This window comes from Pseudomonas sp. G7(2022) (assembly GCF_052660475.1).
In genome coordinates, this window is the sequence record NZ_CP109659.1 from 5,880,411 (window position 1) to 5,904,215 (window position 23,805).

21 protein-coding genes are annotated in these 23,805 nt (G+C 63.2%); 3 read left to right on the forward strand and 18 right to left on the reverse strand.

Annotated features, from left to right (window positions below; translation table 11 throughout):
- Window positions 1–4: 4 nt before the first annotated feature.
- Together NE357_RS26965 and NE357_RS26970 are read right to left on the reverse strand one after the other, a co-directional pair.
- Complete coding sequence (locus NE357_RS26965; RefSeq protein WP_169432279.1) at window positions 5–907, reverse strand: transporter substrate-binding domain-containing protein; 903 nt, start codon at window positions 905–907, stop codon at window positions 5–7.
- Window positions 908–948: 41 nt separating this feature from the next.
- A complete protein-coding gene (locus NE357_RS26970; protein WP_169432280.1) occupies window positions 949–2,190 on the reverse strand; it encodes a D-amino acid dehydrogenase in 1,242 nt (413 codons plus the stop codon).
- Window positions 2,191–2,298: 108 nt separating this feature from the next.
- Between NE357_RS26970 and NE357_RS26975 the strand changes: the two genes are divergently transcribed.
- The gene (locus NE357_RS26975; protein WP_169432281.1) at window positions 2,299–3,210 is read left to right on the forward strand and encodes a LysR family transcriptional regulator; all 912 of its coding nucleotides are present in this window, start codon (window positions 2,299–2,301) and stop codon (window positions 3,208–3,210) included.
- On the opposite strand, the gene trhA is transcribed toward NE357_RS26975, so the two are convergent.
- Window positions 3,207–3,824 (reverse strand): PAQR family membrane homeostasis protein TrhA, encoded by a 618-nt coding sequence (trhA, locus tag NE357_RS26980; RefSeq protein WP_169432282.1) that lies wholly within the window; start codon window positions 3,822–3,824, stop codon window positions 3,207–3,209. The two genes, NE357_RS26975 and trhA, sit on opposite strands and share 4 nt — an antisense overlap.
- 141 nt (window positions 3,825–3,965) lie before the next feature.
- Between trhA and NE357_RS26985 the strand changes: the two genes are divergently transcribed.
- On the forward strand, window positions 3,966–4,895 hold the full coding sequence (locus NE357_RS26985) for a LysR family transcriptional regulator (RefSeq protein ID WP_169432283.1): 930 nt from the start codon (window positions 3,966–3,968) through the stop codon (window positions 4,893–4,895).
- Between the two features lie 219 nt (window positions 4,896–5,114).
- Here the strand turns inward: NE357_RS26985 and madM are convergent, their stop codons facing one another.
- The 15 genes from madM to pilG form a co-directional block, all read right to left on the reverse strand.
- On the reverse strand, window positions 5,115–5,879 hold the full coding sequence (gene madM / locus NE357_RS26990; protein ID WP_007953314.1) for a malonate transporter subunit MadM: 765 nt from the start codon (window positions 5,877–5,879) through the stop codon (window positions 5,115–5,117).
- A gap of 1 nt (window position 5,880) precedes the next feature.
- On the reverse strand, window positions 5,881–6,297 hold the full coding sequence (madL, locus tag NE357_RS26995; RefSeq protein ID WP_007953315.1) for a malonate transporter subunit MadL: 417 nt from the start codon (window positions 6,295–6,297) through the stop codon (window positions 5,881–5,883).
- A gap of 62 nt (window positions 6,298–6,359) precedes the next feature.
- Window positions 6,360–7,280 (reverse strand): malonate decarboxylase subunit epsilon, encoded by a 921-nt coding sequence (gene mdcH / locus NE357_RS27000; RefSeq protein WP_169432284.1) that lies wholly within the window; start codon window positions 7,278–7,280, stop codon window positions 6,360–6,362.
- A complete protein-coding gene (locus NE357_RS27005; protein ID WP_169432285.1) occupies window positions 7,277–7,897 on the reverse strand; it encodes a malonate decarboxylase holo-ACP synthase in 621 nt (206 codons plus the stop codon). The genes mdcH and NE357_RS27005 overlap by 4 nt, the downstream gene beginning before the upstream one ends.
- Window positions 7,891–8,676, reverse strand: coding sequence for a biotin-independent malonate decarboxylase subunit gamma (gene mdcE, locus NE357_RS27010; RefSeq protein ID WP_169432286.1), 786 nt, complete (start codon window positions 8,674–8,676; stop codon window positions 7,891–7,893). The genes NE357_RS27005 and mdcE overlap by 7 nt, the downstream gene beginning before the upstream one ends.
- Window positions 8,673–9,524 carry a biotin-independent malonate decarboxylase subunit beta gene (locus NE357_RS27015; protein ID WP_169432287.1) on the reverse strand — a complete coding sequence of 284 codons (852 nt, stop codon included), beginning with the start codon at window positions 9,522–9,524 and terminating at the stop codon, window positions 8,673–8,675. Before NE357_RS27015 ends, mdcE begins: the two co-directional genes overlap by 4 nt.
- Window positions 9,517–9,816, reverse strand: coding sequence for a malonate decarboxylase subunit delta (locus NE357_RS27020; protein ID WP_039767948.1), 300 nt, complete (start codon window positions 9,814–9,816; stop codon window positions 9,517–9,519). The genes NE357_RS27015 and NE357_RS27020 overlap by 8 nt, the downstream gene beginning before the upstream one ends.
- Complete coding sequence (locus NE357_RS27025) at window positions 9,816–10,688, reverse strand: triphosphoribosyl-dephospho-CoA synthase (RefSeq protein WP_169432288.1); 873 nt, start codon at window positions 10,686–10,688, stop codon at window positions 9,816–9,818. The genes NE357_RS27020 and NE357_RS27025 overlap by 1 nt, the downstream gene beginning before the upstream one ends.
- A complete protein-coding gene (mdcA, locus tag NE357_RS27030; RefSeq protein WP_127800384.1) occupies window positions 10,688–12,358 on the reverse strand; it encodes a malonate decarboxylase subunit alpha in 1,671 nt (556 codons plus the stop codon). Before mdcA ends, NE357_RS27025 begins: the two co-directional genes overlap by 1 nt.
- Before the next feature lie 317 nt (window positions 12,359–12,675).
- Window positions 12,676–13,143 carry a chemotaxis protein CheW gene (locus NE357_RS27035; RefSeq protein ID WP_169432289.1) on the reverse strand — a complete coding sequence of 156 codons (468 nt, stop codon included), beginning with the start codon at window positions 13,141–13,143 and terminating at the stop codon, window positions 12,676–12,678.
- Window positions 13,136–19,051 carry an Hpt domain-containing protein gene (locus tag NE357_RS27040; protein WP_169432290.1) on the reverse strand — a complete coding sequence of 1,972 codons (5,916 nt, stop codon included), beginning with the start codon at window positions 19,049–19,051 and terminating at the stop codon, window positions 13,136–13,138. The genes NE357_RS27035 and NE357_RS27040 overlap by 8 nt, the downstream gene beginning before the upstream one ends.
- A 35-nt stretch (window positions 19,052–19,086) precedes the next feature.
- Window positions 19,087–21,147: a methyl-accepting chemotaxis protein gene (locus NE357_RS27045; protein WP_169432291.1), complete on the reverse strand. Its 2,061-nt coding sequence runs from the start codon at window positions 21,145–21,147 to the stop codon at window positions 19,087–19,089.
- A 13-nt stretch (window positions 21,148–21,160) separates the two neighbouring features.
- On the reverse strand, window positions 21,161–21,700 hold the full coding sequence (locus tag NE357_RS27050) for a chemotaxis protein CheW (protein ID WP_085731577.1): 540 nt from the start codon (window positions 21,698–21,700) through the stop codon (window positions 21,161–21,163).
- A gap of 10 nt (window positions 21,701–21,710) precedes the next feature.
- Window positions 21,711–22,076: a twitching motility response regulator PilH gene (pilH, locus tag NE357_RS27055; protein ID WP_011336365.1), complete on the reverse strand. Its 366-nt coding sequence runs from the start codon at window positions 22,074–22,076 to the stop codon at window positions 21,711–21,713.
- Window positions 22,077–22,136: 60 nt separating this feature from the next.
- A complete protein-coding gene (gene pilG, locus NE357_RS27060) occupies window positions 22,137–22,541 on the reverse strand; it encodes a twitching motility response regulator PilG (protein ID WP_065258976.1) in 405 nt (134 codons plus the stop codon).
- Between the two features lie 224 nt (window positions 22,542–22,765).
- Between pilG and gshB the strand changes: the two genes are divergently transcribed.
- Entirely contained in the window at window positions 22,766–23,716 is a 951-nt protein-coding gene (gene gshB, locus NE357_RS27065; protein WP_169432292.1) for a glutathione synthase, read from the forward strand.
- Window positions 23,717–23,805: the final 89 nt, after the last annotated feature.

The window sequence follows — 23,805 nt, forward strand, 5'->3', positions numbered from 1 at the left end:
CCCGTTACTGCACCGGATCACTGATCGGTCTGGCGATGATTGCCTTGAGTTCGCTGGTCATCGGGAACTCAAGGTTCAGGCCCTTCGGCGGGATCGGCTGTTCGAACCACTTGCGGTAGATCCCGTTGATCTCCCCTGAGCTGTACAGGTCAGCCAGCACACCGTTGACCAGCGCGAGGAACTGCGGATCATCCTTGCGCACCATGCAGCTGTAGATTTCCCGGGATTGCTCCTCCCCCACCACGACCCAGTTGTGCGGATCGCGCGCTTTGGCCCGCTCGCCGTAAAGCAGTGCATCGTCCATATAGAACGCTGCCGCACGGCCTGATTGCAGCATCTGGAACGCCTCGCCGTGATCCTTGGCGCTGATCACGAACATGTTCAGTTTGTGGTCGAGGTTGTAGCTCTTCAGATAACGCTCGTTGGTGGTGCCGGCGGTCGTCACCACGTTCTTGCCGCGCAGATCGTCGAAGCGGTTGATGCCGCTGTCTTTGGCGGTCAGCAGCTGACCTTTGACGTAGATGAAACCGTAGGAGAACGCGACCTGCTTCTGCCGCTCGGCCGTCACCCCGGTGGAGCCGCATTCGAGGTCGACCGTGCCGTTCTGCACCAGCGGAATCCGCGTCTGCGAGGTCACCAGGTTGTACTTCACCTTCAGCTCCGGCAACGCCAGTTGCTGCCTGATGCGCTCGACGATCTTGTCCGCCAGCTCCACTGAATAGCCCATCGGCTGCCCGGTGTGATCGCCCACATACGAGAAAGGCACCGACGCATCGCGATACCCCAGGGTGATGCTGTTGGCGCTGGCGATCTTGCCGAGCGTACCGGTCAGCGGCACTTCACTGGCCTGGGCCTGAGCACCGAAAACCAGCGCCAGAGTGCAGCCGAGCAACGTGATTTTTTGCATTGTTATTCTCCGTTGTGGGTGGGGTGTTTTAGCAGAAACCGTCACGCCGCACGGGGATTGAACCCGTGCAGATCAATGGATGTGCGCTGCTGGCCGATCAGTTCACTGAGCAACTGCCCGCTGCCGCAGGCCAGGGTGAAACCGAGCGCGCCGTGGCCGAGGTTGAGCCACAGATTGCGATACGCCGTGGCGCCCAGCAGCGGAACGCCGGTGGGGGTGGCCGGGCGCATGCCGGCCCACTCCACGGCCGCGTCGTAGTCGCCGGCGTCGGGAAAGGTGTCGCGGGCCTGACGCTTGATCAGCGCCAGCCGCTGGGGGTCCACCGCCGGGTCAAAACCGACGATGTCGACCATCGCCGCCACGCGCAGTTGTTCGCCGATACGGGCGTAGACGATCTTGCGGTCGTAGTCGGTGATACTCACGTCCGGCGCTCGATGCTCGCTGCCGATCGGCACGGTCAGGCTGTAGCCCTTCAGGGGATACAGCGGCAGATTCAGGCCGGGCAGCGCCAGCAACGGGCTGCGATGGCCGGCGGCGATTACCAGTTGTTCGACCGGCAGGGTTTCTTCGCCAAGTTCAATGGCCGTGACGGCGCCGTGACTGTGGCGGATAGCGGTCACTGCCTGACCGAAACGAAACGCGCAGCGGCCCGACGCCTTCAATCGCGCCGCCAGCTGTTGGCAGAAACCGTGACAGTCGCCGACTTCTTCATCCGGCGTGTAGATCGCGCCCACAAACGGCGCATCGGTCAGTGCCGGTTCCAGTTGCGCACATTCGGCGGCGGACAACACCTGCTGTTGCTGCGGATCGGCGAGCCCCTTGCGCGCATGGTCGAAGCTGGCGGCATGGCGGAAGCTCACCAGTTTGCCGTTGCGCCGCCAGTTGAAGCCGGCGAGTCCGTCGTCCTCGCGCCAGCGTTTCAGCGTGCGCTGGCTGAACAGCGCCAGACGCAACAAATGCGCGGCGTTTTCACGGTTGACCGAAGTGCGGCACGCAGCGAGAAACGAGGCCATCCAGCGCCACTGCGCCGGGTCCAGGCGCGGGCGAAGTTTCAGCGGTGAGTCGCCGCGCAGCATCCAGCCGATTGCCTGCAACGGCACGCCGGCGTCGGCCAGCGGCGCAACGTAGCGATAGGACAACTGGCCGCCGTTGGCGAAACTGGTTTCGCTGCCCGGCGACTGCCGCGCCTCGACCACCGTCACCTCGAAGCCGTCGCGCACCAGCGCCCAGGCCGTTGCCAACCCGATCACGCCGCCGCCGATGATGCACACACGCTGAGCCATGTCCGTCCTTAATCGTTCTTGAAGACGAGGCCGAGGTTAGGGTGAGGTGACAGGCGCCGAACAATGAATAAAGATGCCAAACCTATAAACAAAGGTTATGGGATCGTCATGCGCCTTCGTCATATCGAGATTTTCCAGGCCATTCGCCAGACCGGCTCGATCAGCGCCGCTGCGCAGTTGCTGCACGTCTCGCAACCGGCGGTGACCAAGGTGTTGCAGCACGCCGAGCAGCAGCTGGGTTTCCCTCTGTTTTTGCGGGTGCGCGGCAAGTTGCAGGCAACCCCCGAAGCGCTGGAGCTGGAGCGCGAAGTCGACAAGGTCACGGAAAGCCTGCAAGGCGTGCGGCGTCTGGCCCAGAGCCTGCGCCGCGAGCCCGGCCACAGCCTGCGGATCGGCGCGACTCCGGCGCTGGCGCTGTCGTTACTGCCGCCGGCGATCCGGCAATGGACGGCGCAATTCCCGGACATCGCCTGCGAACTGTCGAGCGCCCACAGCCGCGAGCTGATGCAGAACCTGCTGATGCGCGAAGTGGATGTGGCCCTGACGTTGCAGTTGCCGGACCATCCGGGGCTAAAGGCCGAAGCGCTGGCCTCGGGGGTTCTGGTGGCGCTAGCGCCGAAGGGTTATTGGCCGGAGGAAGATGCCGGCCAGCCGTTGCCGCTGATGGCACTGGCCGGGGCGCCGCTGATCGGGCTGTCCAGCGCCGATCCGCTGGCCGCGCGGCTCGACAGTTATCTGGAGGCGGTCGAGCCGCCACCCCGGGTGCGGATTGCGGTACAGACGTATTCGCTGGCGCGTGCGATGGTGGAGTCCGGCGCCGGGGTGGCGGTGATCGATCCGTTCACCGCGCTGGGGGCTTCGCCGACCAGCACCGTAATCCGCCCGTTGGCGCCGCCCTTGCCGATCACGCTGTACGCCGTGACCCGCGCCACCGAACCATCACCCCATACGCTGAATGATTTGCTGGAGATTTTCAGTCAGCGCGCCGGCGAACAACTCGGCCGCCTGATGGGCATTTAAAGGACGTAAAACAGAATCGCCACAAAGTGCAGCAGGCTCCCGGCGATCACAAACAGATGCCAGATCCCGTGGGCATGCCGCAACCGGTGATCAAGGGCAAAAAAGATGATCCCCACGGTGTACAACACGCCGCCCGACGCCAGCCAGGCAAACCCCGCCGTCCCCAGCGCGACGATCAGCGGCTTGACCGCCACCAGCACGATCCAGCCCATCACCGCGTAGATCACGATCGACAGGATCCGCGCCTCCGAGCGCGGCTTGATTTCTTGCAGGATGCCTATCAGCGCCAGGCCCCAGACAATCCCGAACAGCGTCCAGCCCCACGGCCCACGCAGGGTCACCAGGCAGAACGGCGTGTAACTGCCGGCGATCAGCAGGTAGATCGAAAAGTGATCGACCTTCTTCATGATCGCTTTCTTGCGACCGCGCACGCTGTGGTACACGGTGGATGCGCTGTAGAGCACCAGCAAAGTGAAGGCGTAAATCGCCACGCTGACGATCTTCCACGGGCTGCCGTCGAGGCTGGCAATCACCAGCATCCACACGCCCCCGACAAACGCCGCTACCGCCCCGACCAGATGCGTCCAGGCGTTCAGTTTTTCTCCGTGATACATGTGTCACACACCTCGATTTCATTACCGCAGCGCGCAAGGCTCGGGCCTTGAGCGTAAAAGCGCAATGTTTCCGTTCAACGCGGGCCTGCACCTGTCCTGATATTTGGGCACAATCGAGCGATACCAAGAAGAGTCCGCGCCATGCTGATCGACGAAGAATTGACCCTGAAGAAACTCGAGGTGTTCCTCGCCTTCATGCGCACCGGCAACCTCGCCCGCGCCGCCGCCGAGTTGCAGACCAGCAACGTCAGCGTGCACCGTGCGATCCATTCGCTGGAAAGCGCCCTGCGCTGCCCGCTGTTCAAGCACGAAGGCCGCAACCTGACACCGCTGGAAAGCGCTTATGTGCTCGAAGAGCGAGCGCAGAAGCTGATTCAGGACGTGGTCGAAAGCGTGCGCCTGACCCGCGAAGCCGCCGGATTCTCCGCCGAGCGCTTCAAGCTCGGCTCGCTGTATTCGCTCACGGTGAAGACCGTGCCGCAGCTGATCATGGGCCTGAAGATCCGCCGCAGCGAACTCAACATCGACCTGATCCTCGGCTCGAACATCGACCTGCTCTACAAGCTGAAAAACATGGAAGTCGACGCGATCCTGGTGTCACTGGACGACACCGTCAACGACCCGGACTGCGAGCAGATCCCGCTGTTTTCCGACGACATCTTCCTCGCCACCCCGGCCGATTCGCGCTTCGCCCAACGCAGCGAAGTGGATCTGGCGGAGGTGCGCGACGAAACCTTCATCACCCTCACCCAAGGCTTCGCCACCCATCAGGACGGCATCCGGGTGTTCAGACAGGCAGGGTTCGAGCCGAAGGTGGCGATGCAAGTCAACGACATCTTCACCCTGCTGAGCATGGTCAGCTCCGGAGTCGGTTATGCGTTGCTGCCGGGAAGGATTGCGGCGGTGTACGAGAACCGGGTGAAGCTGATTCCGTTACAGGAAAAGTACCGGTTGCAGCAGCACATTGGTGTGGTGTTTTTGAAGGCCAAGGAGCGGGATCCGAATTTGCTGGCGTTGCTGGCGGAGTGTCGGATGTATGCGAATCGGGATGCGGCTGGGAGCCATCTTTAAGGATCAGATTCTCGTGTTGAACTTGAGAACCTTCCCCCTCACCCCAGCCCTCTCCCCCAAGGGGGCGAGGGGAAAGGGAGCAGATCGGGGGATCTTTCAAAATCTGAGTTCGACTCAGGAATTTCAGGTCGATGTATAGCGCATAAACAACTCGGTCAGTCCCCTCTCCCTCTGGGAGAGGGTTAGGCGGGCGGCGTTCCGATGAGGGGCTTTTGACGTTCAGCCCACAATCCCGCGAACAATGAAGAACAGCAGCGAAGGCCCAAGCAGGCAGCCAAGCCCAGTGTGGAAGGTCGCGGTCAACGCCCCATAAGGCACCAACCGCCGATCCGTCGCCGCCAGCCCCGCCGTCACACCACTCACCGTCCCGGCCAGCCCGCCAAACACCATCGCCGAGCGCGGGTTATCCAGCCCCATCCAGCGCGCCGCCACCGGGGTGCCGACCATCACCAGAATCGCCTTGATCAACCCGGTGGCAATCGACAGCGCCATCACATCCGAAGTCGCGCCAATCGCCGCACCGGTCACCGGCCCGACGATGTAAGTCACCGCCCCCGCGCCGATGGTGGTCATGCTCACCGCATCGCGATAACCGAACGCGTAAGCCATGCACGCGCCGACAATGAACGGCAGAATCGTGCCCAGCAGCAGCGCAATCACCCCGATCATCCCGGCCTTCTTCGCCTCGGTCGCCTGCACTTCAAACGCCGTGGCAACGATGGCGAAATCCCGCAGCATCGCGCCGCCCATCAGGCCGATGCCGGAGAACAGCGTCAGGTCCGCCAGGCCCTTCTGCCCGCCCGTCATCGTCCCGCCGACCCAGGCCAGCACCAGACCGATGACAATGGCAATCGCCGAGCCGTGAATCCGCCCGAACGTCAGGCGTTTGGAGAGGATCACCGAGACCCACATGATCACGCCGACGAAGGCGAAGGCGGTGATCAGACCGTTGTGTTCCAGACCTTTTTCAATGAGATCCCACATGTCAGCGACCTCCTACCGGTGTGCCGACCGGGGAAATTTCCGCCGGCTCGTCGGGCAAGGGCTCGCCCTTGTGGGTGCGGCTGATCAGGGCAATCGTGCAGCCACAGACCACCACCGAACCAATCGCCGCCAACACCGCCACCGGGCCGCCGTGCAGGGCGGTGACGACGTTCTGCTGCGCGGCCATCGCCACTACCACCGGAATGTACATGGCGCCCCAGAAGCCGACGCCCATCTCGCAATCCTTGGTCATGCCGCCGCGTTTCTGCATCCACAACCGCGCGCAGATCAACAGGATCATGGCGATGCCGACCCCGCCGACGTTGGATTTGACCCCCAGCAGTACGCCGAGCAGGTCACCCATGATCACCCCTGCCAGCGTACAGATCGCCAGCAGCGCCACACCGTAAATAATCATTGTTGTAGTCCTCAAAGTGCATCGTCGAATTGTTTTTGTTGTTCGAAGCCTGAGTCGGTGATTTAGGGTCGTCGGCCCTCCTCTTCACGCAACAGCGCCTGCAAGGTGTCGAGCCGGGCACTGTCGAAGGCAGTGACGGTCCCCTGTTCGAACACCCGGCGCGCCAGCCCGGTCAGCACCGCACCGGGCGGCAGTTCGATCTGTAGACGTACGCCGCGCTCGTAAGCGCTTTGCACGGTGCCGCGCCAGTCCACCACGCGGCACATGTTGAAGGCGAGATCGTCGCGCAGCGCTTCAACCTGGGTCACAGGCCTTGCGCGGCTGCCGCTCAGGTAAGCGATTTTCGGTGTTTTCAGTGCCACTTTGGCGAACGCCTCGGCGAGGGTTTGCGCGGGTTCATCCAGCAACGGGCAGTGCGACGGCACGCTGACCGCCAGACGCTTTGCCAGACCGGCGCCACGACTGCGCGCCAGCTCGGCGACCGCTTGCATCGCCTTGTCGCTGCCGGCAATCACCACCTGGTTATCGGCGTTGATATTGGCCAGATAAACCGGCGAATCTGCACCGTGCACCTGAGCCAGCAAATCTTCGACTGTAGATAATTGCAGGCCGATGATCGCGGTCATGCCGAAGCCCTGTGGATAAGCCTGCTGCATCAACTCGCCGCGCAGGCTGACCAGATGCAACGCATCGCTGAAGCTCAACGCTCCGGCGACCACCGCTGCCGGATACGCACCGATGGACAGGCCGGCGACGTAATCCGCTGTGAGTCCGTCCTGTAACAATTGCCGCGAGGCTGCGACCCCGGCGATCAGCAGACAGAGCTGAACCGCCCGAGTGCTGCGCAAGGCTTCGCTGGAATCCAGCCGCAAGACATCTTCACCGAGGCTATCGCGGGCCTCGATCAGCGTTTCCCGAGGCAAACGCTGGAGCATGCCGGGCTGCTGCGCGCCCTGGCCGGGAAACACCAGCAGACTGCTCACGCTGCCTGCTCCTGCGGGTTCCATGGGTCGCTGACCAGACAGGCTTCATGGGCGTTTTTCAGCAGCACCCGCGAAGCGTTCCCGGCCCACTCGCGCAGGGCCACCGCGCCGAACGGTGTCTGCAATTGCAGGTCGACCCGGCAGATCGCCTGATCGAAAACCGCGACCAGTTTGCGTGCCTGATTGCGGGTGATGAGTTGCGGTGTACGCAGGATCAGATCGAGATCACTGGCCTGGTGCATGGCTGCAAAACCACTCGCCAGTTCAAACCCGACACTGCCACTGACGCCCCAGATCCAACCGCAATCATCGAGCACCGGCCGCAGCTGCCGCAGCGCCTGCATGACCGGCAGATCGCGCTCGCTCTCAACATCACAAAGCGCTTCAGGACTGACCCGACAGGCAATCGAGTCGATCGCCATGAACGCCGCCAACCGCTGCTCGCGCAACACTCCGCGCACGCCCACCGCCACGAATCCGTCTTCACTCAACGCCCGCCGCACCACCACCGGTTGCCCGGCAGCCAGCGAATCAATCGCCCACGGCGGCGCATCCGCTGGCAACTGTGCCGGCGTCATGCCCCACAGCAGGTCGTGGGCCAGAGGCGTGTTCACCACTGCGCCCTCAGCAGTTCACGTACACGACTGGAGGCTTCGCGATTTTTCGCGCCGAGACGATTGCTCAAATCCGTCGTGCCAACATCACCGATGGCTTGCTTCAGGCATTCGCCGACTCGCGCCAGATCCTCCGCCGTCGGCTGTTCGATCTGCTGCACCGACAGGGTTTCCCAGAGCAATCCGAGGCTGGCATAGCTGTCGATGTCATAGGCCATCGGCGGCACGCTGGACGCCAGGGCTTCCAGTTCTTCGACGCTGCGCAAGGTCACCCGCGCTGCCGACGCCTTGCCCATCGCGTGCACCATCACCCCCGGATCACGCAGGGCGATCAAGCGGTTGGCCTGATAACCGTGGGCCAGAAACGCCCCGGACATGGCCTTGCCCACCAGCAACGCAATCACCGGATGCCCGGCCAGACGCGCGCGGGCATAAGCATCCGCCGCACCGGCCAGGGCCTGGTGAATGCCGAGGGCTTCTTCGCGGCGACCGTAAGCCTGGCTCGGCACATCGACGATGGCGATCAAGGCACGTTTTTGCGTCTTGTCGCGGTCGGCGGTGATCGCGTCATCCACCGCCTTGGCCAGCCCCCAGCCTTCGAGCAAACCGACTTCGCCGTTGCGAGCGCGTGGGAAACGGTTTTGCGGATCGGCGACCACCGCAATAAAGCGCCCAAGTGGGCCGTCAGCGACCTTCAGCGATGGCGGCAAACCTTCAACGGCATCCGCACCAGCGCTCAAGGCGTTGAACCAGTTCAAACCGCGCACGGAATAACCACTCATGAGCGCTCTCCTTGATACAGATCGCGAACCACCGAAGGCTCGATTTGCTTGTCAGTGTCCAGGCTCGCCAGGCGCTGCAGGAACCACTCGGCCCGCTGGCTGCGCGGTTGTGACGGCAGACCCTGTTGCAGCAATTCACTGACCTGCTGGCGAATCTGCGCCACGTCATCGGCGACATAACGATCCACCAGACCACTGACGAAACGTTGCTCACCGCCGGTCAGGCTCCAGATGAAAGGCCGGTCGCGGGAGTCGTATTCCTCGATCCCGGCTTCCTGCTCGATCACCTGCGGGCCGTTCAGGCCGAGGCGTGCTTCCTGGGTCACCAGCAAGTAGCTGCACAGGGCGGCGGCAATCGACATCCCGCCAAAACAACCGACGCTGCCGGCCACCACGCCGACCACCGGTTGGTATTGCTGCAGATCGACAATCGCCGCGTGAATGTCGGCAATCGCCGCCAGCCCGAGGTTGGCTTCCTGCAAGCGCACGCCACCGGTTTCCAGCAGCAGGATGGCGCGGGTCGGGATGCCTTTGCGGTTGTCTTCGGCGGCCAGTTCCAGCGCGCCGGCGATTTTTGCGCCACCGACTTCACCGAGGCTGCCGCCCTGAAACGCGCCTTCGATGGCCGCGATCACCACCGGCAAACCGTCGAGGCTGCCCTTGGCGATCACCACACCGTCATCGGCCTGGGGCACCACGCCCTGACGTTCGAGCCACGGCGACATGACGCGTTGAAACGGGTCGAGCAATTCGCGCAAGGTGCCGGTGTCGAGCAAGGCTTTCGCCCGCTGCCGTGCGCCGAGTTCGACGAAGCTGTGTTTGTGCAGAAGTGCCGAGGTGTCAGTCATGGCCGATCTCCTCGAAGCCTTGCTCCAGGCGCAGGCGCACCACGCCTGGGGTCGCGCCGAAGTCGTGGATATCGATGGCCATCGCCGGTGGCGTGGTGCCGTCGAACATCCGCGCAAACAGATGCTGCCAGCGCTGCTCGGCGCCGTTGACCGAAGTCTGGACGTTGATCGTCAGCTTGCCGGCCAGGCCCGGTTCGATCAGCACTTCCAGATCGCCCGAGCCGACACAACCGACCAGCGCCCGACCACGTGGCGGCTGCCCGGCGGGGAATTCAAAGGATAAGGTTTCCATCAAAACGCTCCCTGAAGGATGCCGTCGCGCTCGACCCGGTCGAGCAGCAGCGTGGCGGCGAGCAAGTCGGCGGCGCCACCGGGCGAGGCATTCAATGCGATGAGTTGTTGATCCAGTTCGTGCAGGCGGCGGCGACCGGTGAGGCTGGCGCTGCCCCCGGCGTCGAGCACTGCCTGGGCGCCGTGTTGCATGGCGTGCAAACCCTGTTCACCGGCGCGATACAGCACGCAGGTGTCGGCGAGGTCGGTCATTATCGCCAGCAAGCCATCGAGCCGGGCGTTCTGTTCGCCATGGCCGGCGGCGCGGCTGCGTTTAAGCTGCGGCAGGCCACGCTGCACCACGGACGGGAAGCCGAGCTGCGCTTCTTCCCGGGCACCGCGAGCGCCGTAGCGCTGGGCGACTTGAGCGCCATGGCTCAGCGGGCGCGGCGCATACCGATCGTCGAGCAATGCCAGACGCGCAGCGCACAGCGTGACGGCGCCAGCGCTGGTGGACTTGGTATCCAGCGCAGCAGCCGTGACCAGCAGGCCCAACGCCCAGATCGCCCCGCGATGGGTGTTCACACCGTGGGTGGTGGCGAGCATCGCTTGCTCGCCTTCCCGTCCGATGCGGCCAATGGCTTCGCGCAACGGCAAGCCGATCTCGCCGAACTCGAGCGCGGCCTCGGCCATTTCCTTGAACGCCGGCCACAACGCCAGCGCCGAGGCGTGCATCAATCCCAGGTGCAGATCGGTGTGCGCACCATTGCCGCGACGGTCGACCAGCGCAGGTTTCGGCGACAGGTCGGCTTCGTCGATCAGCGCGTCCACGGCCAGATCCGCCAGCCGTTCCGCGAGGGTGATGGTTTTCGGTTGCAGGTTGAGTGCGTGCATTACCAGCTCCTGAACTTGGCGGGCGGGTTGTAGAGGCCGCCGGACCACTCGACCAGATCGGCCACGCTCTTCGCCGCGAGCAGTTCGCGAGTGGCGTCGGTGCGACGGATGCCGAGGTCTTCGGGCAAGGCGATCAGGCCTTCGCGGCGCATGCGTTCGGTGTCTTTCGGGTTGTGGCGCAGGCCGATGGCGGTGACGCCAGCGACCGCAGCGATCATCGCCTGACGCTCTTCCAGCGAGCGCGCCTTGTACAGGTAGGCAATGCCTTCTTCGGTGAGCAGGTGGGTGACGTCGTCGCCGTAGATCATGATCGGCGCCAGCGGCATGCCGCTCTTCTTCGCCACCTCCACCGCGTCGAGAGTCTCGACGAAGGTCGGTTTGCCGCCCTCCTGGAACGTCTCGACCATCTGCACCACGAGTTTCTTGCCGCGTTCGAGCATCGGTTGCTGCGAATCGTCATGGCGCATATCGAGCCAGGCCGGGGTGCCGTGACGGCGTCCTCGCGGGTCGTGGCCCATGTTTGGTGCGCCGCCGAAACCGGCGAGGCGGCCACGGGTGACGGTTGAGGAATGGCCATCGCCATCGACTTGCAGGGTTGCGCCGATGAACAGGTCCACCGCGTATTGCCCGGCCAGTTGGCAGAACATCCGGTTGGAACGCAGCGAGCCGTCGCGCCCGGTGAAGAACACATCGGGCCTGGCGGCGATGTAGTTTTCCATGCCCAGTTCAGTGCCGAAGCAATGCACGCTTTCGACCCAACCGCTTTCAATCGCCGGGATCAGGGTCGGGTGCGGATTGAGCGTCCAGTTGCGGCAGATCTTGCCTTTGAGGCCGAGTGATTCGCCGTAGGTCGGCAGGATCAGTTCAATGGCCGCGGTGTTGAAACCGATGCCGTGGTTCAGCGACTGCACGTTGTGTTTTTCGTAGATCCCACGGATCGCCATCATCGCCATCAGCACGTGCACAGGCTTGATGTGCCGAGGGTCACGAGTGAACAGCGGCTCGATGTAGAACGGCTTGTCCGCCACCACCACGAAATCGACCCACGATGCGGGAATATCCACCCGGGGCAGTTCGCTGACGTCGTCCACCAGTTGATTGACCTGGACGATGACGATGCCGTCGCTGAAGGCGGCCGGTTCGATCAGTGCCGGGGTGTCTTCGGTGCTCGGGCCGGTGTAGATGTTGCCGGCACGGTCGGCCATGAACCCGGCCGAAAGCACGACGTTGGGGATCAAGTCCACCACCAGCCGGGCATAGAGTTCGATGTAGGTGTGGATCGCGCCGACTTCGAGCAAGCCGTCTTCGAGCAACTGGCTGATGCGCAGGCTCTGGGTGCCGGCGAAGGAGAAATCCAGCTTGCGGGCGATGCCGCGTTCGAACAGGTCCAGATGCTCGGAGCGACCGACGCTGGGCATGATCATGTGCAGGTCGTGGAGCTTTTCAGGATCGGCCTTGGCCAGCGCACGGGAAAGGAAATCCGCCTGCTTCTGGTTGTTGCCCTCCAGCACCACACGGTCGCCGGGCAGAATCAGCGCTTCCAGTGCCGCGACGATTTTGTCGGTGGGCAACACCGCACCGTCGGCCAACCCGCGCACCTTGTCGAGACGCCGCTGCTTCTCGTCGCGCCGCCGCGTCCAGCGCGAGTCGGGGGAAATTGTTGTTGTCATGCTCACTCCACGGGGTTCGCTGTCGTGGAGCTACCTTAGGAGTGTCGGGTGGGGGCATCAATCAAGCGCGATGTTGAATCATTACGGTCAGCGTAATGATCAAGAGCTGCCCCTCACCCTAGCCCTCTCCCGGAGGGAGAGGGGACCGATTGGGGGATGTTCGATAGATTCACCGACCTGAACGTGTTGCAGTGAATCCATAATCGACTGGTTATTTCAGGTCGATGGATAGCGCCAGACACCTCGGTCGGCCCCCTCTCCCTCCGGGAGAGGGCTGGGGTGAGGGGGAAACCGGGCAACCCAAAATTCAAGCGAACTCAAACCAGCCCCGCATCCACCAACAACGTCTCCAGTGCCAACAAATCCGGCACCTTCGCCACCTGTTCCCCGACCTGCACCGCCGCCTGCTCCAGCGCACACAGAGGCACGTCGACATAGCTCAACTGGCTGTCGAGCTTGTACGAGCGCGGAATCCCCTGCACCAGCAAGGCGATGAAGCGCAGCGCGGGCAATCCGCCCAGAGCGTTGAGGATGACGATCCGTGCCCGTTCGCCGATGACGATCTTGTTGCCGCACGCCGACTCGAAACTCAGCAGCGGGATCTGCCGCTCGCGCCAGGTCACCCGGCCCAGATACCACGGCGGGGTATCGAGGTCGAAGGCGCTGGACTGGTAGTCGATCAGCTCGGCGACGGCGACGTTGGGCAGGATCAGGTTGCGATCGGCCAGCGGCAACAACAGCCCGGTGAGCTGACTGCTGCGTTGATTGTGGCGCCGCTCATGCATGTTTTTTGCTCCACAGGGCAATGCTTTCGAGCAGCACCGATTCCTGGTACGGCTTGCCGAGGTAGTCGTTGACGCCGATGGCCATCGCCCGGTCGCGGTGTTTCTGCCCGGTACGCGAGGTGATCATGATGATCGGCAAGTGTCGCAGGCGCTCGTCGTGGCGCACCTGGGTCGCCACTTCAAAGCCGTCCATGCGCGGCATTTCGATGTCGAGCAGCATCAGGTCCGGCATGTGTTCTTCCAGCAGCAGCATCGCATCGACCCCGTCCTTGGCGGTCAGCACGTTCATGCCGTGGCGTTCGAGCAGACGGCTGGTGACCTTGCGCACGGTGACCGAATCGTCGACCACCATCACCAGCAGCGGCTTTTGCGGTTCACTGTCGATCTCGTGACTGACCGGACGCTGCGGCAATCGCGCCTGCATGGCGCGGATCGGCGCCAGCAGATCGAGGATCAGCACCACCCGGCCATCGCCGAGGATCGTCGCCCCGGACACGCCCTGCACCGATGCGAACTGCGGGCCGAGGCTTTTGACCACGATCTCCCGGGTGCCGGCCATGGCATCGACCTGCACCGCAATGTGCCGCTCGTTGCACTGCACCAGCAGCACCGGCAGCGGCAGGCTCTGGCCAATGAGTTTCGGGCGCGGCGCGGTTTTCAGCAGCTCGCCCAGATAACACAGTTCATATCGCTGGCCACCGTACTCGTAGCGCGGCGGATCGTGACGGAAATGCCCGTCCAGTTCGTTCGGCAGCACGCGGACGATGCCGTCGATGGTGTTCAGCGGAATCGCGTATTGATCCTCACCGCACTGCACCATCAGCGCACGGTTGACCGATACGGTGAACGGCAGGCGAATCCGGAAATGCACGCCCTGCCCCGGCACCGAGTCGATGCTCATGGTACCGCCCAGTTGCCGCACTTCTTCGTGAACCACGTCCATGCCCACGCCACGCCCGGAAATCTGGGTGATTTTCTCGGCGGTGGAGAAGCCCGGCTGAAGGATGAACTGCAACACTTCGCGGTCGCTGATTTCCGCGTTCGGCGCCAGCAGGCCGCGCTTGATCGCCTTGCGTCGCACGGCATCCAGCGGCACGCCAGCGCCGTCATCGCGGATGTCGAAAACGATGTCGCTGCCCTCGCGGGACAGGTCGAGGCTGATCTGCCCCTGGGCGGGCTTGCCCGCTGCCAGTCGCACGTCGGCCGGTTCCAGGCCATGGTCGACGGCATTGCGCAGCATGTGCTCCAGCGGCGCGGCCATGCGTTCGAGGACATTGCGATCCATCTCGCCTTCGGCGTTGCCGACGGTGAACGCCACGTCCTTGCCCAGCTCTTCGGCGACCTGGCGGACGATGCGCTTCAGACGCGGCAACATGCGCTCGAACGGCACCATGCGCGTGCGCATCAGGCCTTCCTGCAACTCGGTGTTGATTCGGCCCTGCTGCTGCAACAGGTTCTCGGCGTCGTGGGTGCGTCGGTCGAGGGTTTCCTTCAGGTCCAGCAAGTCGGAAGCGGACTCGAACAGCGCCCGTGACAGTTGCTGCAACTGCGAGTGACGGTCCATTTCCAGCGGGTCGAAATCTTCGTAACCGAGGCGTTCGGCATCCACTTGCTGACGGCTGAGAATCCGCCCCTGGGTTTCGGTATCGAGCCGGCGCAACTGATCGCGCATACGCTCGATGGTGGTTTCCATCTCGTTCAGGGCGGTCTGTGCATCGCTGACCTGCTGCTCGATACGGCCACGGAAAATCGACGTTTCGCCCGCGAGGTTGACCAGGTCATCGAGCAGTTCGGCGGAGACCTTGACCATGTCCGCGCCGGCCTCGGCAGCGGGCGCGGCGGGCTCGGCCTTCACCGGTGCCGGCAGCATCGGCGCAGGGGCTTCCACCGTCACCGGATGGCTGAAATTCTGGATCGCACTGATCAGCCGATCCGCTGGCGGGCACGGCTGGCCGGCGCGCACCGCATCGAGCATCTGCGCCAACCGGTCATGGCCGCGCTGCAACAGGGCAAACAGTTCGGCGCTGCCCTGCAGGGTGCCGGAGGACAGGCTTTCGTAAAGGTATTCCAACTCATGGGCGAGGTCGCCGATCGGGCCGATCTCCACCATCCGCGCGCCGCCCTTGAGGGTGTGCAGGTCGCGCAGCAGGGTTTCCACTTCCTGGCGGTTGCCGGGTTCGGCCTGCCAGCGCAGCAACGCGGCACCGGAGTTTTCGATGATGTCGAAACCTTCTTCGAGGAAGATCTCCAGCAGCTCCGGATCGTGTCCGGCGCCGTCATGGCTGGCGGCGGCGGGCGGTGTTGCGGGGCTGCCGGCCTGGCCCTGACGGAACTGGCGGATCGCGTCGATCAGGTCCTGCGCCGGTTTCAGTGGCTGAGGGTCATGCAGCTCGTCGAGGAACAACGCCAGGCGGTCATGGCATTGCAGCAACAGTCGACCCAAGGCGTCGCTGTGGTTGTAGCGGCGATCCACCAGGCCTTCGTAAAGGCTCTCCAGCTCCTGGGCCAGGTCGCCAACGGCCTCGACCTCGGCCATTCGTGCCCCCCCCTTGAGGGTGTGCAGATCCCGTTGCAGCGACGACAGCGGCGCAGCGTTTTCCGGGTCGTTCAACCAGCGCTGCAAGGCTTGTCCGGCGCTGTCGAGAATGTCCACCGCCTCTTCGAGGAAGATCTCGACGATCTCCTCATCCGGGGCGATCCCGGTGGTGCTTTTTTGCAGTTCGGCGGTGGCGCTGCCCAGCTCTGAAATGCTCAGGGTACGACTGCCATCGCTGCGAATCAGGCCCATGGCCGATGGGTCGAGGCCTTCGTCGAGCAGTTCGTGCAGTGCACGGATGCGCTGCGGTTGCGGGGTGATTTCCTGGCCGGCGGCCAGTTCGTCGAGCATGTTGATCAACGCTTCGTGGGCTTGCTGTGCCTCATGGAAAAACCGTTCGCTGACCGCCAGGCTGCTTTCTTCCACCGCGCCATACAAATCGAGCAAGGCTTCGCACAACACATCCACCGGCAGCAGGTCTGCCAGGTGCGCGCCCTCGCCGAGGGTCGTCAGTTCATCCAGCAACGCGCTGAGTTCCTGGCGTTCTCCGGGGTGCTGCTGCCAGCGCTGCAGGAGGTTTTCGGCGTCGAGCAGGATGTCCATGCCCTGGGCCAGGAAGTTGTTGATCAACTGTGGATCACGCTTGACCCGCAAGCTGCTGCTCGGCGTGTTGAGGATGGATTCCAGCCGCTCACTCAACAGGGTTTCGGTGCGTTTGATCAGCGACTGCGCACCGACAATCGGCGCCAGCGGATCGTGCTTGAGCTGGCGCAGACCGACGCGGAACAGGCCTTCGGCCTCCAGCAGCAGTTCCACTTCGTCCAGGTCCAGCGCCAGTTGATGGGCCTTGAACTCCCGGGCCAGTTTGTCCAGCGGCGCCGCCAGTTCGGCAATCGGTAATACGCCGGCCATCGACGCACTGCCCTTGAGGGTGTGCAACGCTCGCTGCAACTCGTCGCTGGCCTGCAACGGCACATGCTCGGCGGCCTGATCGAGGAAACGATTGAGGCTGGCGAGGTGGGTTTCGGCTTCGTTGCGGAAAATTTCCAGCAACAGCGGATCGAGCGCCGCGACGTCTTCCACGTCTTCGGCCGGTAGCGGTGTATCACCCTTGGCCAATGCGTGAGCGCGAGCCGCCAGTTGATCGACATCCTGACGCTGGCGCTGGTGGTTGATGGCGAATTCGGCAATCAGGTCCGGCAGCAACAGCAACGTATCGGCCAGCAATTGCTGCACCGCCGGCCCTGGTTCAATGCTGTGCTCCAGCACGCGGTTGAGCAGGTTTTCCACGGCCCAGGCCAGTTCGCCGAGAACCAGTGCACGGACCATTCGCCCGCTGCCTTTCAAAGTGTGAAAGGCCCGGCGCAGTTCACTCAGGGCTGCGCTGTCCTGCGGATCAGCGGTCCAGCGCGGCAGGTAGTCGCGCAGTACATCAAGCACTTCCTCGGTCTCTTCGAGGAACACTTCACGCAACTCATCGTCCACCGGTTCTTCATCGGCCGGTGGCGGCAGCAGACTGCCGGGTGTGGTCAGCGCGGGCGGGTTGACCGCCGACACCGGGCTGGCCAGCACATCGGCCAGCGACTGGGCGATTTGCGGGTCATCCAGCGCTTGCAGGTCCTGCATCACCAGCGCTTCGCCGGGGCTGAGAACGTCGTCGAGCAGCGGCACATGCTGTTCGCTGGGCGGTTCGTCAGGAAAGTAGCCGAGGCTGGCCAGGCTTTTCTGCGCGACATCCAGCAGTTGCTCGCTCGGTGCCTGTGGGTCATCGGTCAGACGTTCGAGGTAATACTCGATACTGGTGATGACATCCGCGAGGTTGTCCAGTTGCTGCCAGCCCGGCTCATGCGGGTCGAGCAGCAGATGCTCGCGGATAAAACCGTTGCAGGCTTCCAGCAGGCTCGCCGCACGCGTCAGCGGAATCATTGCCAGCGCACCTCGCACCTGGGTCAGCAGCGCCGGCAATGGTTGCAGTTGCTGGCGATCCCAGTCGGCGTCGATGTAGTCGACGATCATGTCCTTGGCCTGTTGCAGGCAGATGCGTGCTTCCTTGATCACGATTTGATGGATCTGCGTCAGGTCGGTGGTTGGCAGCCGCGAATCTTCCGGGCTCTCCGGTTCCACCGTGCCGACCATCCCGGCCAGGGTCGCTTCGACGTAAAGCAAGGCGCCGGCGACGTCCATCAGCGTGGCGTCATTCGGTTCGCGCTGGCCCTGAACGAGGCTGAGCACCACCGCCAGTTGATCGATGATGACCTTGCGCGGCTGGCCGAAACCAAGCACCGCCAGGGTGTCGGCGATCTGCCGCAGCGGCGCCAGCAGGCTGTCCAGATCCGAGGTGTGCTGGCGGTCGCTGCGCACGAACAGATCGAGGCGTTCCTTGACCCGCACCAGCTCTTCGCACAGCGCCGCGAGCACCGAGCGCATGGCATCGCGGTCGGGGCCGGCCAGGCGCGCGCGTTCTTCGTCGACCATCGCGCTGTCGGGCAACGCGTCGTCCAGGGAGTAGCGATCTTTCATGGTCAGCATCTGCCCGGTGGGATGTTCGGCTTTGGCAATGTAGAACAGCAGGCTTTTGAACAGCTCGGGGGGCGGTGGCTGGTTGAGGCCGGCCATGCCTTGTTCGAGCAGGCGTTTGAGCTCCTTGTCGGCGTCCTTGAACAGGCTGCGCAGGGCCGGGCTGTTGGCGATCCGGCCTTCACGCATGCCCTCGACCAGCGCCGAGGCGACTTGCCACAACGGACTCAAGGGTGCATCGCCGCTCAGGGCTTCGAGGCGGGTGAAGACTTTGCTCAGGTAACCGAGGTGCGTCTGGTCGTCCTGTTCGCGGAGCAAGCCCACCAGCGCCATCTGCAACATTTGCCGCAACTTGCGCAGCACATTGGGCAGATCCGCCGGTTCCAGCAGGGCCAGCGCTTGCGGGCTCAAGGGCGGCAGTTCGGGCAATTGCGGGCTGAACAGGCTGGTCTCCGACAACAGGCTTTCGCCCCGGGCGCTGCGCAGATCGTTGATCAGCGGCAGCACCACCAGCGGCAAATCACGGCGGGCGCCTTGTACGCGATCAAGGTAAGTCGGCAATTGACCAAAGGCCTGCAACAGCAGGTGCAAGGCTTCGTCGCGGTGACTGACGCGGTCGTTCAGCAAGGCTTCGACCAGATGCTCCATTTCTTCGGCGAGCAGTGCCGCGCCGTAGAACTCGACCATCTGCAGACTTCCGTGCACCTGATGGATGCATGTCAGGCACTCATCGAGGCCGGGCACCGACTGCGGATCGTCGAGCACGGCTTCGATGGCCTGATGCGCCTGCCTCAGCGTTTCGGCAATTTCACCCTTGACCCATTCGAGGGCCACATAGTCGTGCCGGTCACTCATAACCACTCCGCTCGACATGAACTCGCCCGCAGGCCTCACGCCTTGTCCGTGGCGGGCGCTGGCGCCGCCGGCAAGGTGAACCCGGACACCGAACGCCGCAACTGGCTGGCCATTTTCGCCAGGTTGCCGATGCTTTCAGCGGTAGCCGTGGAGCCGGACGAGGTCTGCGAGGTGATCTGCTGGATCACGTTCATCGTCAGGGAAATCTGCCCGGCCGAAGACGTCTGCTGCTGCGCCGCGTTGGAAATGCTCTGGATCAGCGCTGCGAGGGTCTTGGACACGCCTTCGATTTCTTCCAGGGCCACTCCGGCATCCTGCGCCAGCCGCGCGCCGCGCACCACTTCGGTGGTGGTCTGCTCCATGGAAATCACGGCTTCGTTGGTGTCGGTCTGGATCGCCCGCACCAGCGTCTCGATCTGCCGGGTCGCGGCGGACGAACGTTCTGCGAGCCGCTGTACTTCGTCGGCAACCACCGCGAAACCGCGCCCGGCGTCACCGGCCATCGAGGCCTGAATGGCCGCGTTGAGGGCGAGGATGTTGGTCTGGTCGGCAATATCGTCGATCAGGCTGACGATGTCGCCGATCTCCTGGGACGACTCGCCCAGGCGTTTGATGCGTTTGGCGGTGTCCTGGATCTGTTCACGAATGTTGTCCATGCCATGGATGGTGTTGTGCACCACCTCGTTGCCCTTGTTGGCGATCTCCACCGAGCGCTCGGCCACCGCCGAGGATTCGGCGGCGTTGGCCGACACCTGATCGATGGACTGGGCCATGTCGTTGATCGCAGTCGAGGCCTCGGAAATCTGCTGGGCCTGATGCTCCGAAGCCTGGGCCAGGTGCATGGCGGTGGCCTGGGTTTCCTGTACCGCTGCGGCGACCTGGCCGGCGGTGAGGTTGATGGTCGCCACCAGGTCGCGCAACTGGTCGACGGAATAGTTGATCGAGTCGGCGATGGTCCCGGTGAAGTCTTCGGTCACCGACGCAGTCACGGTCAGGTCGCCGTCGGCGAGGTCTTCGATTTCGTCGAGCAGGCGCATGATCGCGTTCTGATTGCGTTCATTCTTCTCGGCGGTCTCGCGCAACTGACGGTTGGTTTCCCGGACCATGACCATGCCGATCAGGATGATCGATGCCAGCGCCAGCAGGCCCAGCACGTAGCCGCCGATGGTGTCGGTGCTGCGCCCCCCGGCGAGGTTCTCGAAACCGCTGGCCAGGTGCGAGGCCTCGTCAAGCAGGGTCTGCGACAGGCTGAAGATGTTGGTGGCGGATTCGCGGACCTTGAACAATTCCGGCGAGGTTTCGAGGATTTCATCCACCGAACCCGAGACGAACTGGAACAGCTCGGAAATCTCGCTCAAACGCGCACGGGCGTCGCGGTCTTCGACCTGGCTGACTTTCAGCGTCGGGTTGCCTTGCAGCATGCCGTTGAGCACCTGACCGAAACGCGCGGCATCACGACCGAAGGCATCAGCCGCCTGTTGCGAGTTTTCGTCGCCGGAAAGCACGGTGTTGACCGCGCCGAGGATCCGCTCGGCCAGCAGCGACTGCCGCTGGGCCATGGCGACCTGCGCCGCCGGCGCACCGCGTTGCAGGAGGATCTCGACGACTTTTTCGTATTCAATCTGCAACTGCGGCACGGTTTCGGCCAGGGTCGCGGCAACCTGATGCAGGGACAGTACGGTCTGTTCGCTGGAGAGAATCGCGTCAGTGTTTTTCAGCAGGCGTTCCCAGTCCAGCTGCACGGCGCGCATTTCCGGGCGCACGGTGGACGGCGCCGGCGGCAGGCCGGTGGCAGGGTCGCCTTTCTTCAGGTAGCCCCAGCGCTGGGCGAAATCGTTGCGCGCATCGCTGAGCAGCTTGAACGCGGCAGCCTTTCCGGCCGCCGCCTCGGTGGCGTTCTTGGCGATCCGCTGTGACAGCACCCGCAACTCGCCGGCGTGGCCGATGTACTGCTTGTCGTAATTGGCCTGGGTGTTGAGGTAAGCGAAGTTGGCGAACAGCAGCATGATGAACACGATCAGCGCGATGAACAGCACGATGATCTGCGAGCGGCTGCGCGAGCCTTCTGCGGGCTTGCTGATTTTTGCTTTGATCATCGGTCCTCGCCTGTTAAACCGCGACGTGCATGAAACTCGGTGACTGCGCCAGTGCAAACAGGCTGAACACTCGCCAGTTCTGCTCGCGCCGGAAATACCCTTTGACGAACTCGCCCTTGGAGCCTTGCCGTTTACGGATCGACACGGGTTCGAAGCTGTCCTGCTCGAAGTGCTGCAGACCGAAGACCTCATCGACCAGCACACCGGCAAAAACGTCCTGATGCTCCACTACCAATACCCGCCGCTGCTTGCGCATGGGTGACAGTTCATGGCCGAAAAATCCGCACAGATCCATGATCGGCAACAACCGCCCGCGCAGATTGGCCACGCCCTTGACCCAGGGTTTAACCCCCGGCAATTGGGTGAACCGCGGCTCGGGCAGCACTTCGCTGACCTCGCCCATCGGCGCGACGTACCAGTGCTCGCCGAGGCGAAAGCCAATGCCGCTCCAGCGATCCTGGCGCGCCGGTTGCGACGGCAGGTCCGCCGCCAGCAGGCGACAGCGTTGGTCGATCTGCCACAACAGTTCGAACGCGGTCAGCGACTCGCTCATGACGGCGCGATCAACCGGCCAGCACGTTGTTCAGGGTCTTGATCAGCGTGTCTTCGTCGACCGGTTTGGTCAGGTAATCCCTGGCGCCCTGGCGAGTGCCCCAGACCTTGTCGGTTTCCTGATCCTTGGTGGTGATGATGATGACCGGGATGTGGCTGGTTTCAGCGTCCTTGGTCAGCTGACGGGTGGCCTGAAAACCGTTGAGGCCGGGCATGACAATGTCCATCAGCACGGCATCGGGCTTTTCCTGACGGGCCAGGGCCACGCCGTCGGCGCCGTTTTCAGCTTTCAACACTTCGTGGCCGTGCTTTTCCAGCATGCCGGTGAGTTTGTACATTTCGGTCGGCGAATCATCGACGATCAGAATACGTGCCATGGTTTTCCCCATTTTTCTTGTCGACACCGGGCCCGCTGGCCGAGCGTCACGGTGCGTGTCTTACTGCGGCAAATCAGCGGCAAAGCCCGGAACGTGGGCCGCAATCGCGTCGAGCAGTTCTTCCTTGCTGAAAGGCTTGGTCAAAAATTGATCGGAACCGACAATCCGCCCCTTGGCCTTGTCGAACAGCCCGTCGCGGGACGACAGCATGATCACCGGCGTTGCCTTGAAAGCACTGTTGTTCTTGATTAAAGCGCAGGTCTGATAACCATCCAGACGCGGCATCATGATGTCGACAAAAATGATCCCGGGGTGGTGGTCGGCGATCTTCGCCAGGGCGTCGAAACCGTCGATTGCGGTGATGACTTCGCACCCTGCATTTTTCAACAGGGTCTCGGCGGTGCGACGAATCGTTTTCGAGTCATCGATCACCATGACCTTCAAGGCGCTGGACTGCTGTTCCATAAGGGGGCTCTACCGTCGCCTTTGCGAATCAATTTGTCCGTTTTGCGATGACTGATGGCTGGAAACCCTTGATGTTCAAGGGCCAACACGGCTGGGAGCCTTTTTAGCACAGTCTCCTGACGCAATCTATCGACGGGTTTTTCCTTGACCGAAAACCCGCCCGGCGCCACTCTGGCGGCACTTTTTTCATACCGATCCGGTAGCCAATTTTCGAGGAAAACCCAATGAGCGTTCGCGTCGGGATTGTCATGGACCCTATCGCCAGCATTTCCTATAAAAAGGATAGCTCGCTGGCCATGCTGCTGGCGGCGCAGAAGCGCGGCTGGGAACTGTTCTACATGGAACAGAAAGACCTTTATCAGGCCGAAGGTCAGGCGCGGGCGCGGATGAAGCCGCTGAAAGTCTTCGCCAACCCGGAAAAATGGTTCGAACTGGGCGCCGAACAGGATTCCCTGCTCAGCGACCTGAACGTGATCCTGATGCGCAAGGATCCGCCGTTCGACATGGAATTCGTCTACTCCACCTACCTGCTCGAACAGGCCGAAACGGCTGGCGTACTGGTGGTCAACAAGCCGCAGAGCCTGCGCGACTGCAACGAGAAATTGTTCGCCACGCTGTTCCCGCAGTGCACGCCGCCGACCATCGTCAGCCGTCGCCCGGACGTGTTGCGCGAATTCGCCGACCATCACGGTGACGTGATCCTCAAGCCGCTGGACGGCATGGGCGGCTCGTCGATTTTCCGTCACACCGCCGGTCATCCGAACCTGTCGGTGATTCTGGAAACCCTGACCTTGCACGGCAAGCAGCAGATCATGATCCAGGGTTACCTGCCGGCCATCGTCGATGGCGACAAGCGCATCCTGATGATCGACGGCGAGCCGGTGGATTACTGCCTGGCGCGGATTCCGGCCCAGGGCGAAACCCGTGGCAACCTCGCGGCCGGCGGCCGTGGCGAAGCCCGTCCGTTGACCGACAAGGATCGCTGGATCGCCGCCCAGGTCGGCCCGACCTTGCGCGAGAAAGGCCTGCTGTTCGTCGGCCTGGACGTGATCGGCGAGCACCTGACCGAAATCAACGTCACCAGCCCGACCTGCATCCGCGAGATCGACAATGCCTTTGGCACCGACATCGGCGGGATGCTGATGGATGCGATCGAGAAAAAGCTGCAAGCTTGATGTGTGTCACATGCAGCCTGTCGCTTGATGCTTGAAGCCCAAGGCGTGAAACCAACATTGCGTTATCATGCGCGGCCTGTGAAAAACGC

Coding starts and splice junctions, on each gene's coding strand:
- NE357_RS26965 (WP_169432279.1), bottom strand. CDS start 907: ATGCAAAAAATCACGTTGCTCGGCTGCACTCTGGCGCTGGTTTTCGGT.
- NE357_RS26970 (WP_169432280.1), bottom strand. CDS start 2,190: ATGGCTCAGCGTGTGTGCATCATCGGCGGCGGCGTGATCGGGTTGGCA.
- NE357_RS26975 (WP_169432281.1), top strand. CDS start 2,299: ATGCGCCTTCGTCATATCGAGATTTTCCAGGCCATTCGCCAGACCGGC.
- trhA (WP_169432282.1), bottom strand. CDS start 3,824: ATGTATCACGGAGAAAAACTGAACGCCTGGACGCATCTGGTCGGGGCG.
- NE357_RS26985 (WP_169432283.1), top strand. CDS start 3,966: ATGCTGATCGACGAAGAATTGACCCTGAAGAAACTCGAGGTGTTCCTC.
- madM (WP_007953314.1), bottom strand. CDS start 5,879: ATGTGGGATCTCATTGAAAAAGGTCTGGAACACAACGGTCTGATCACC.
- madL (WP_007953315.1), bottom strand. CDS start 6,297: ATGATTATTTACGGTGTGGCGCTGCTGGCGATCTGTACGCTGGCAGGG.
- mdcE (WP_169432286.1), bottom strand. CDS start 8,676: ATGAGTGGTTATTCCGTGCGCGGTTTGAACTGGTTCAACGCCTTGAGC.
- NE357_RS27015 (WP_169432287.1), bottom strand. CDS start 9,524: ATGACTGACACCTCGGCACTTCTGCACAAACACAGCTTCGTCGAACTC.
- NE357_RS27020 (WP_039767948.1), bottom strand. CDS start 9,816: ATGGAAACCTTATCCTTTGAATTCCCCGCCGGGCAGCCGCCACGTGGT.
- NE357_RS27025 (WP_169432288.1), bottom strand. CDS start 10,688: ATGCACGCACTCAACCTGCAACCGAAAACCATCACCCTCGCGGAACGG.
- mdcA (WP_127800384.1), bottom strand. CDS start 12,358: ATGACAACAACAATTTCCCCCGACTCGCGCTGGACGCGGCGGCGCGAC.
- NE357_RS27035 (WP_169432289.1), bottom strand. CDS start 13,143: ATGCATGAGCGGCGCCACAATCAACGCAGCAGTCAGCTCACCGGGCTG.
- NE357_RS27040 (WP_169432290.1), bottom strand. CDS start 19,051: ATGAGTGACCGGCACGACTATGTGGCCCTCGAATGGGTCAAGGGTGAA.
- NE357_RS27045 (WP_169432291.1), bottom strand. CDS start 21,147: ATGATCAAAGCAAAAATCAGCAAGCCCGCAGAAGGCTCGCGCAGCCGC.
- NE357_RS27050 (WP_085731577.1), bottom strand. CDS start 21,700: ATGAGCGAGTCGCTGACCGCGTTCGAACTGTTGTGGCAGATCGACCAA.
- pilH (WP_011336365.1), bottom strand. CDS start 22,076: ATGGCACGTATTCTGATCGTCGATGATTCGCCGACCGAAATGTACAAA.
- pilG (WP_065258976.1), bottom strand. CDS start 22,541: ATGGAACAGCAGTCCAGCGCCTTGAAGGTCATGGTGATCGATGACTCG.
- gshB (WP_169432292.1), top strand. CDS start 22,766: ATGAGCGTTCGCGTCGGGATTGTCATGGACCCTATCGCCAGCATTTCC.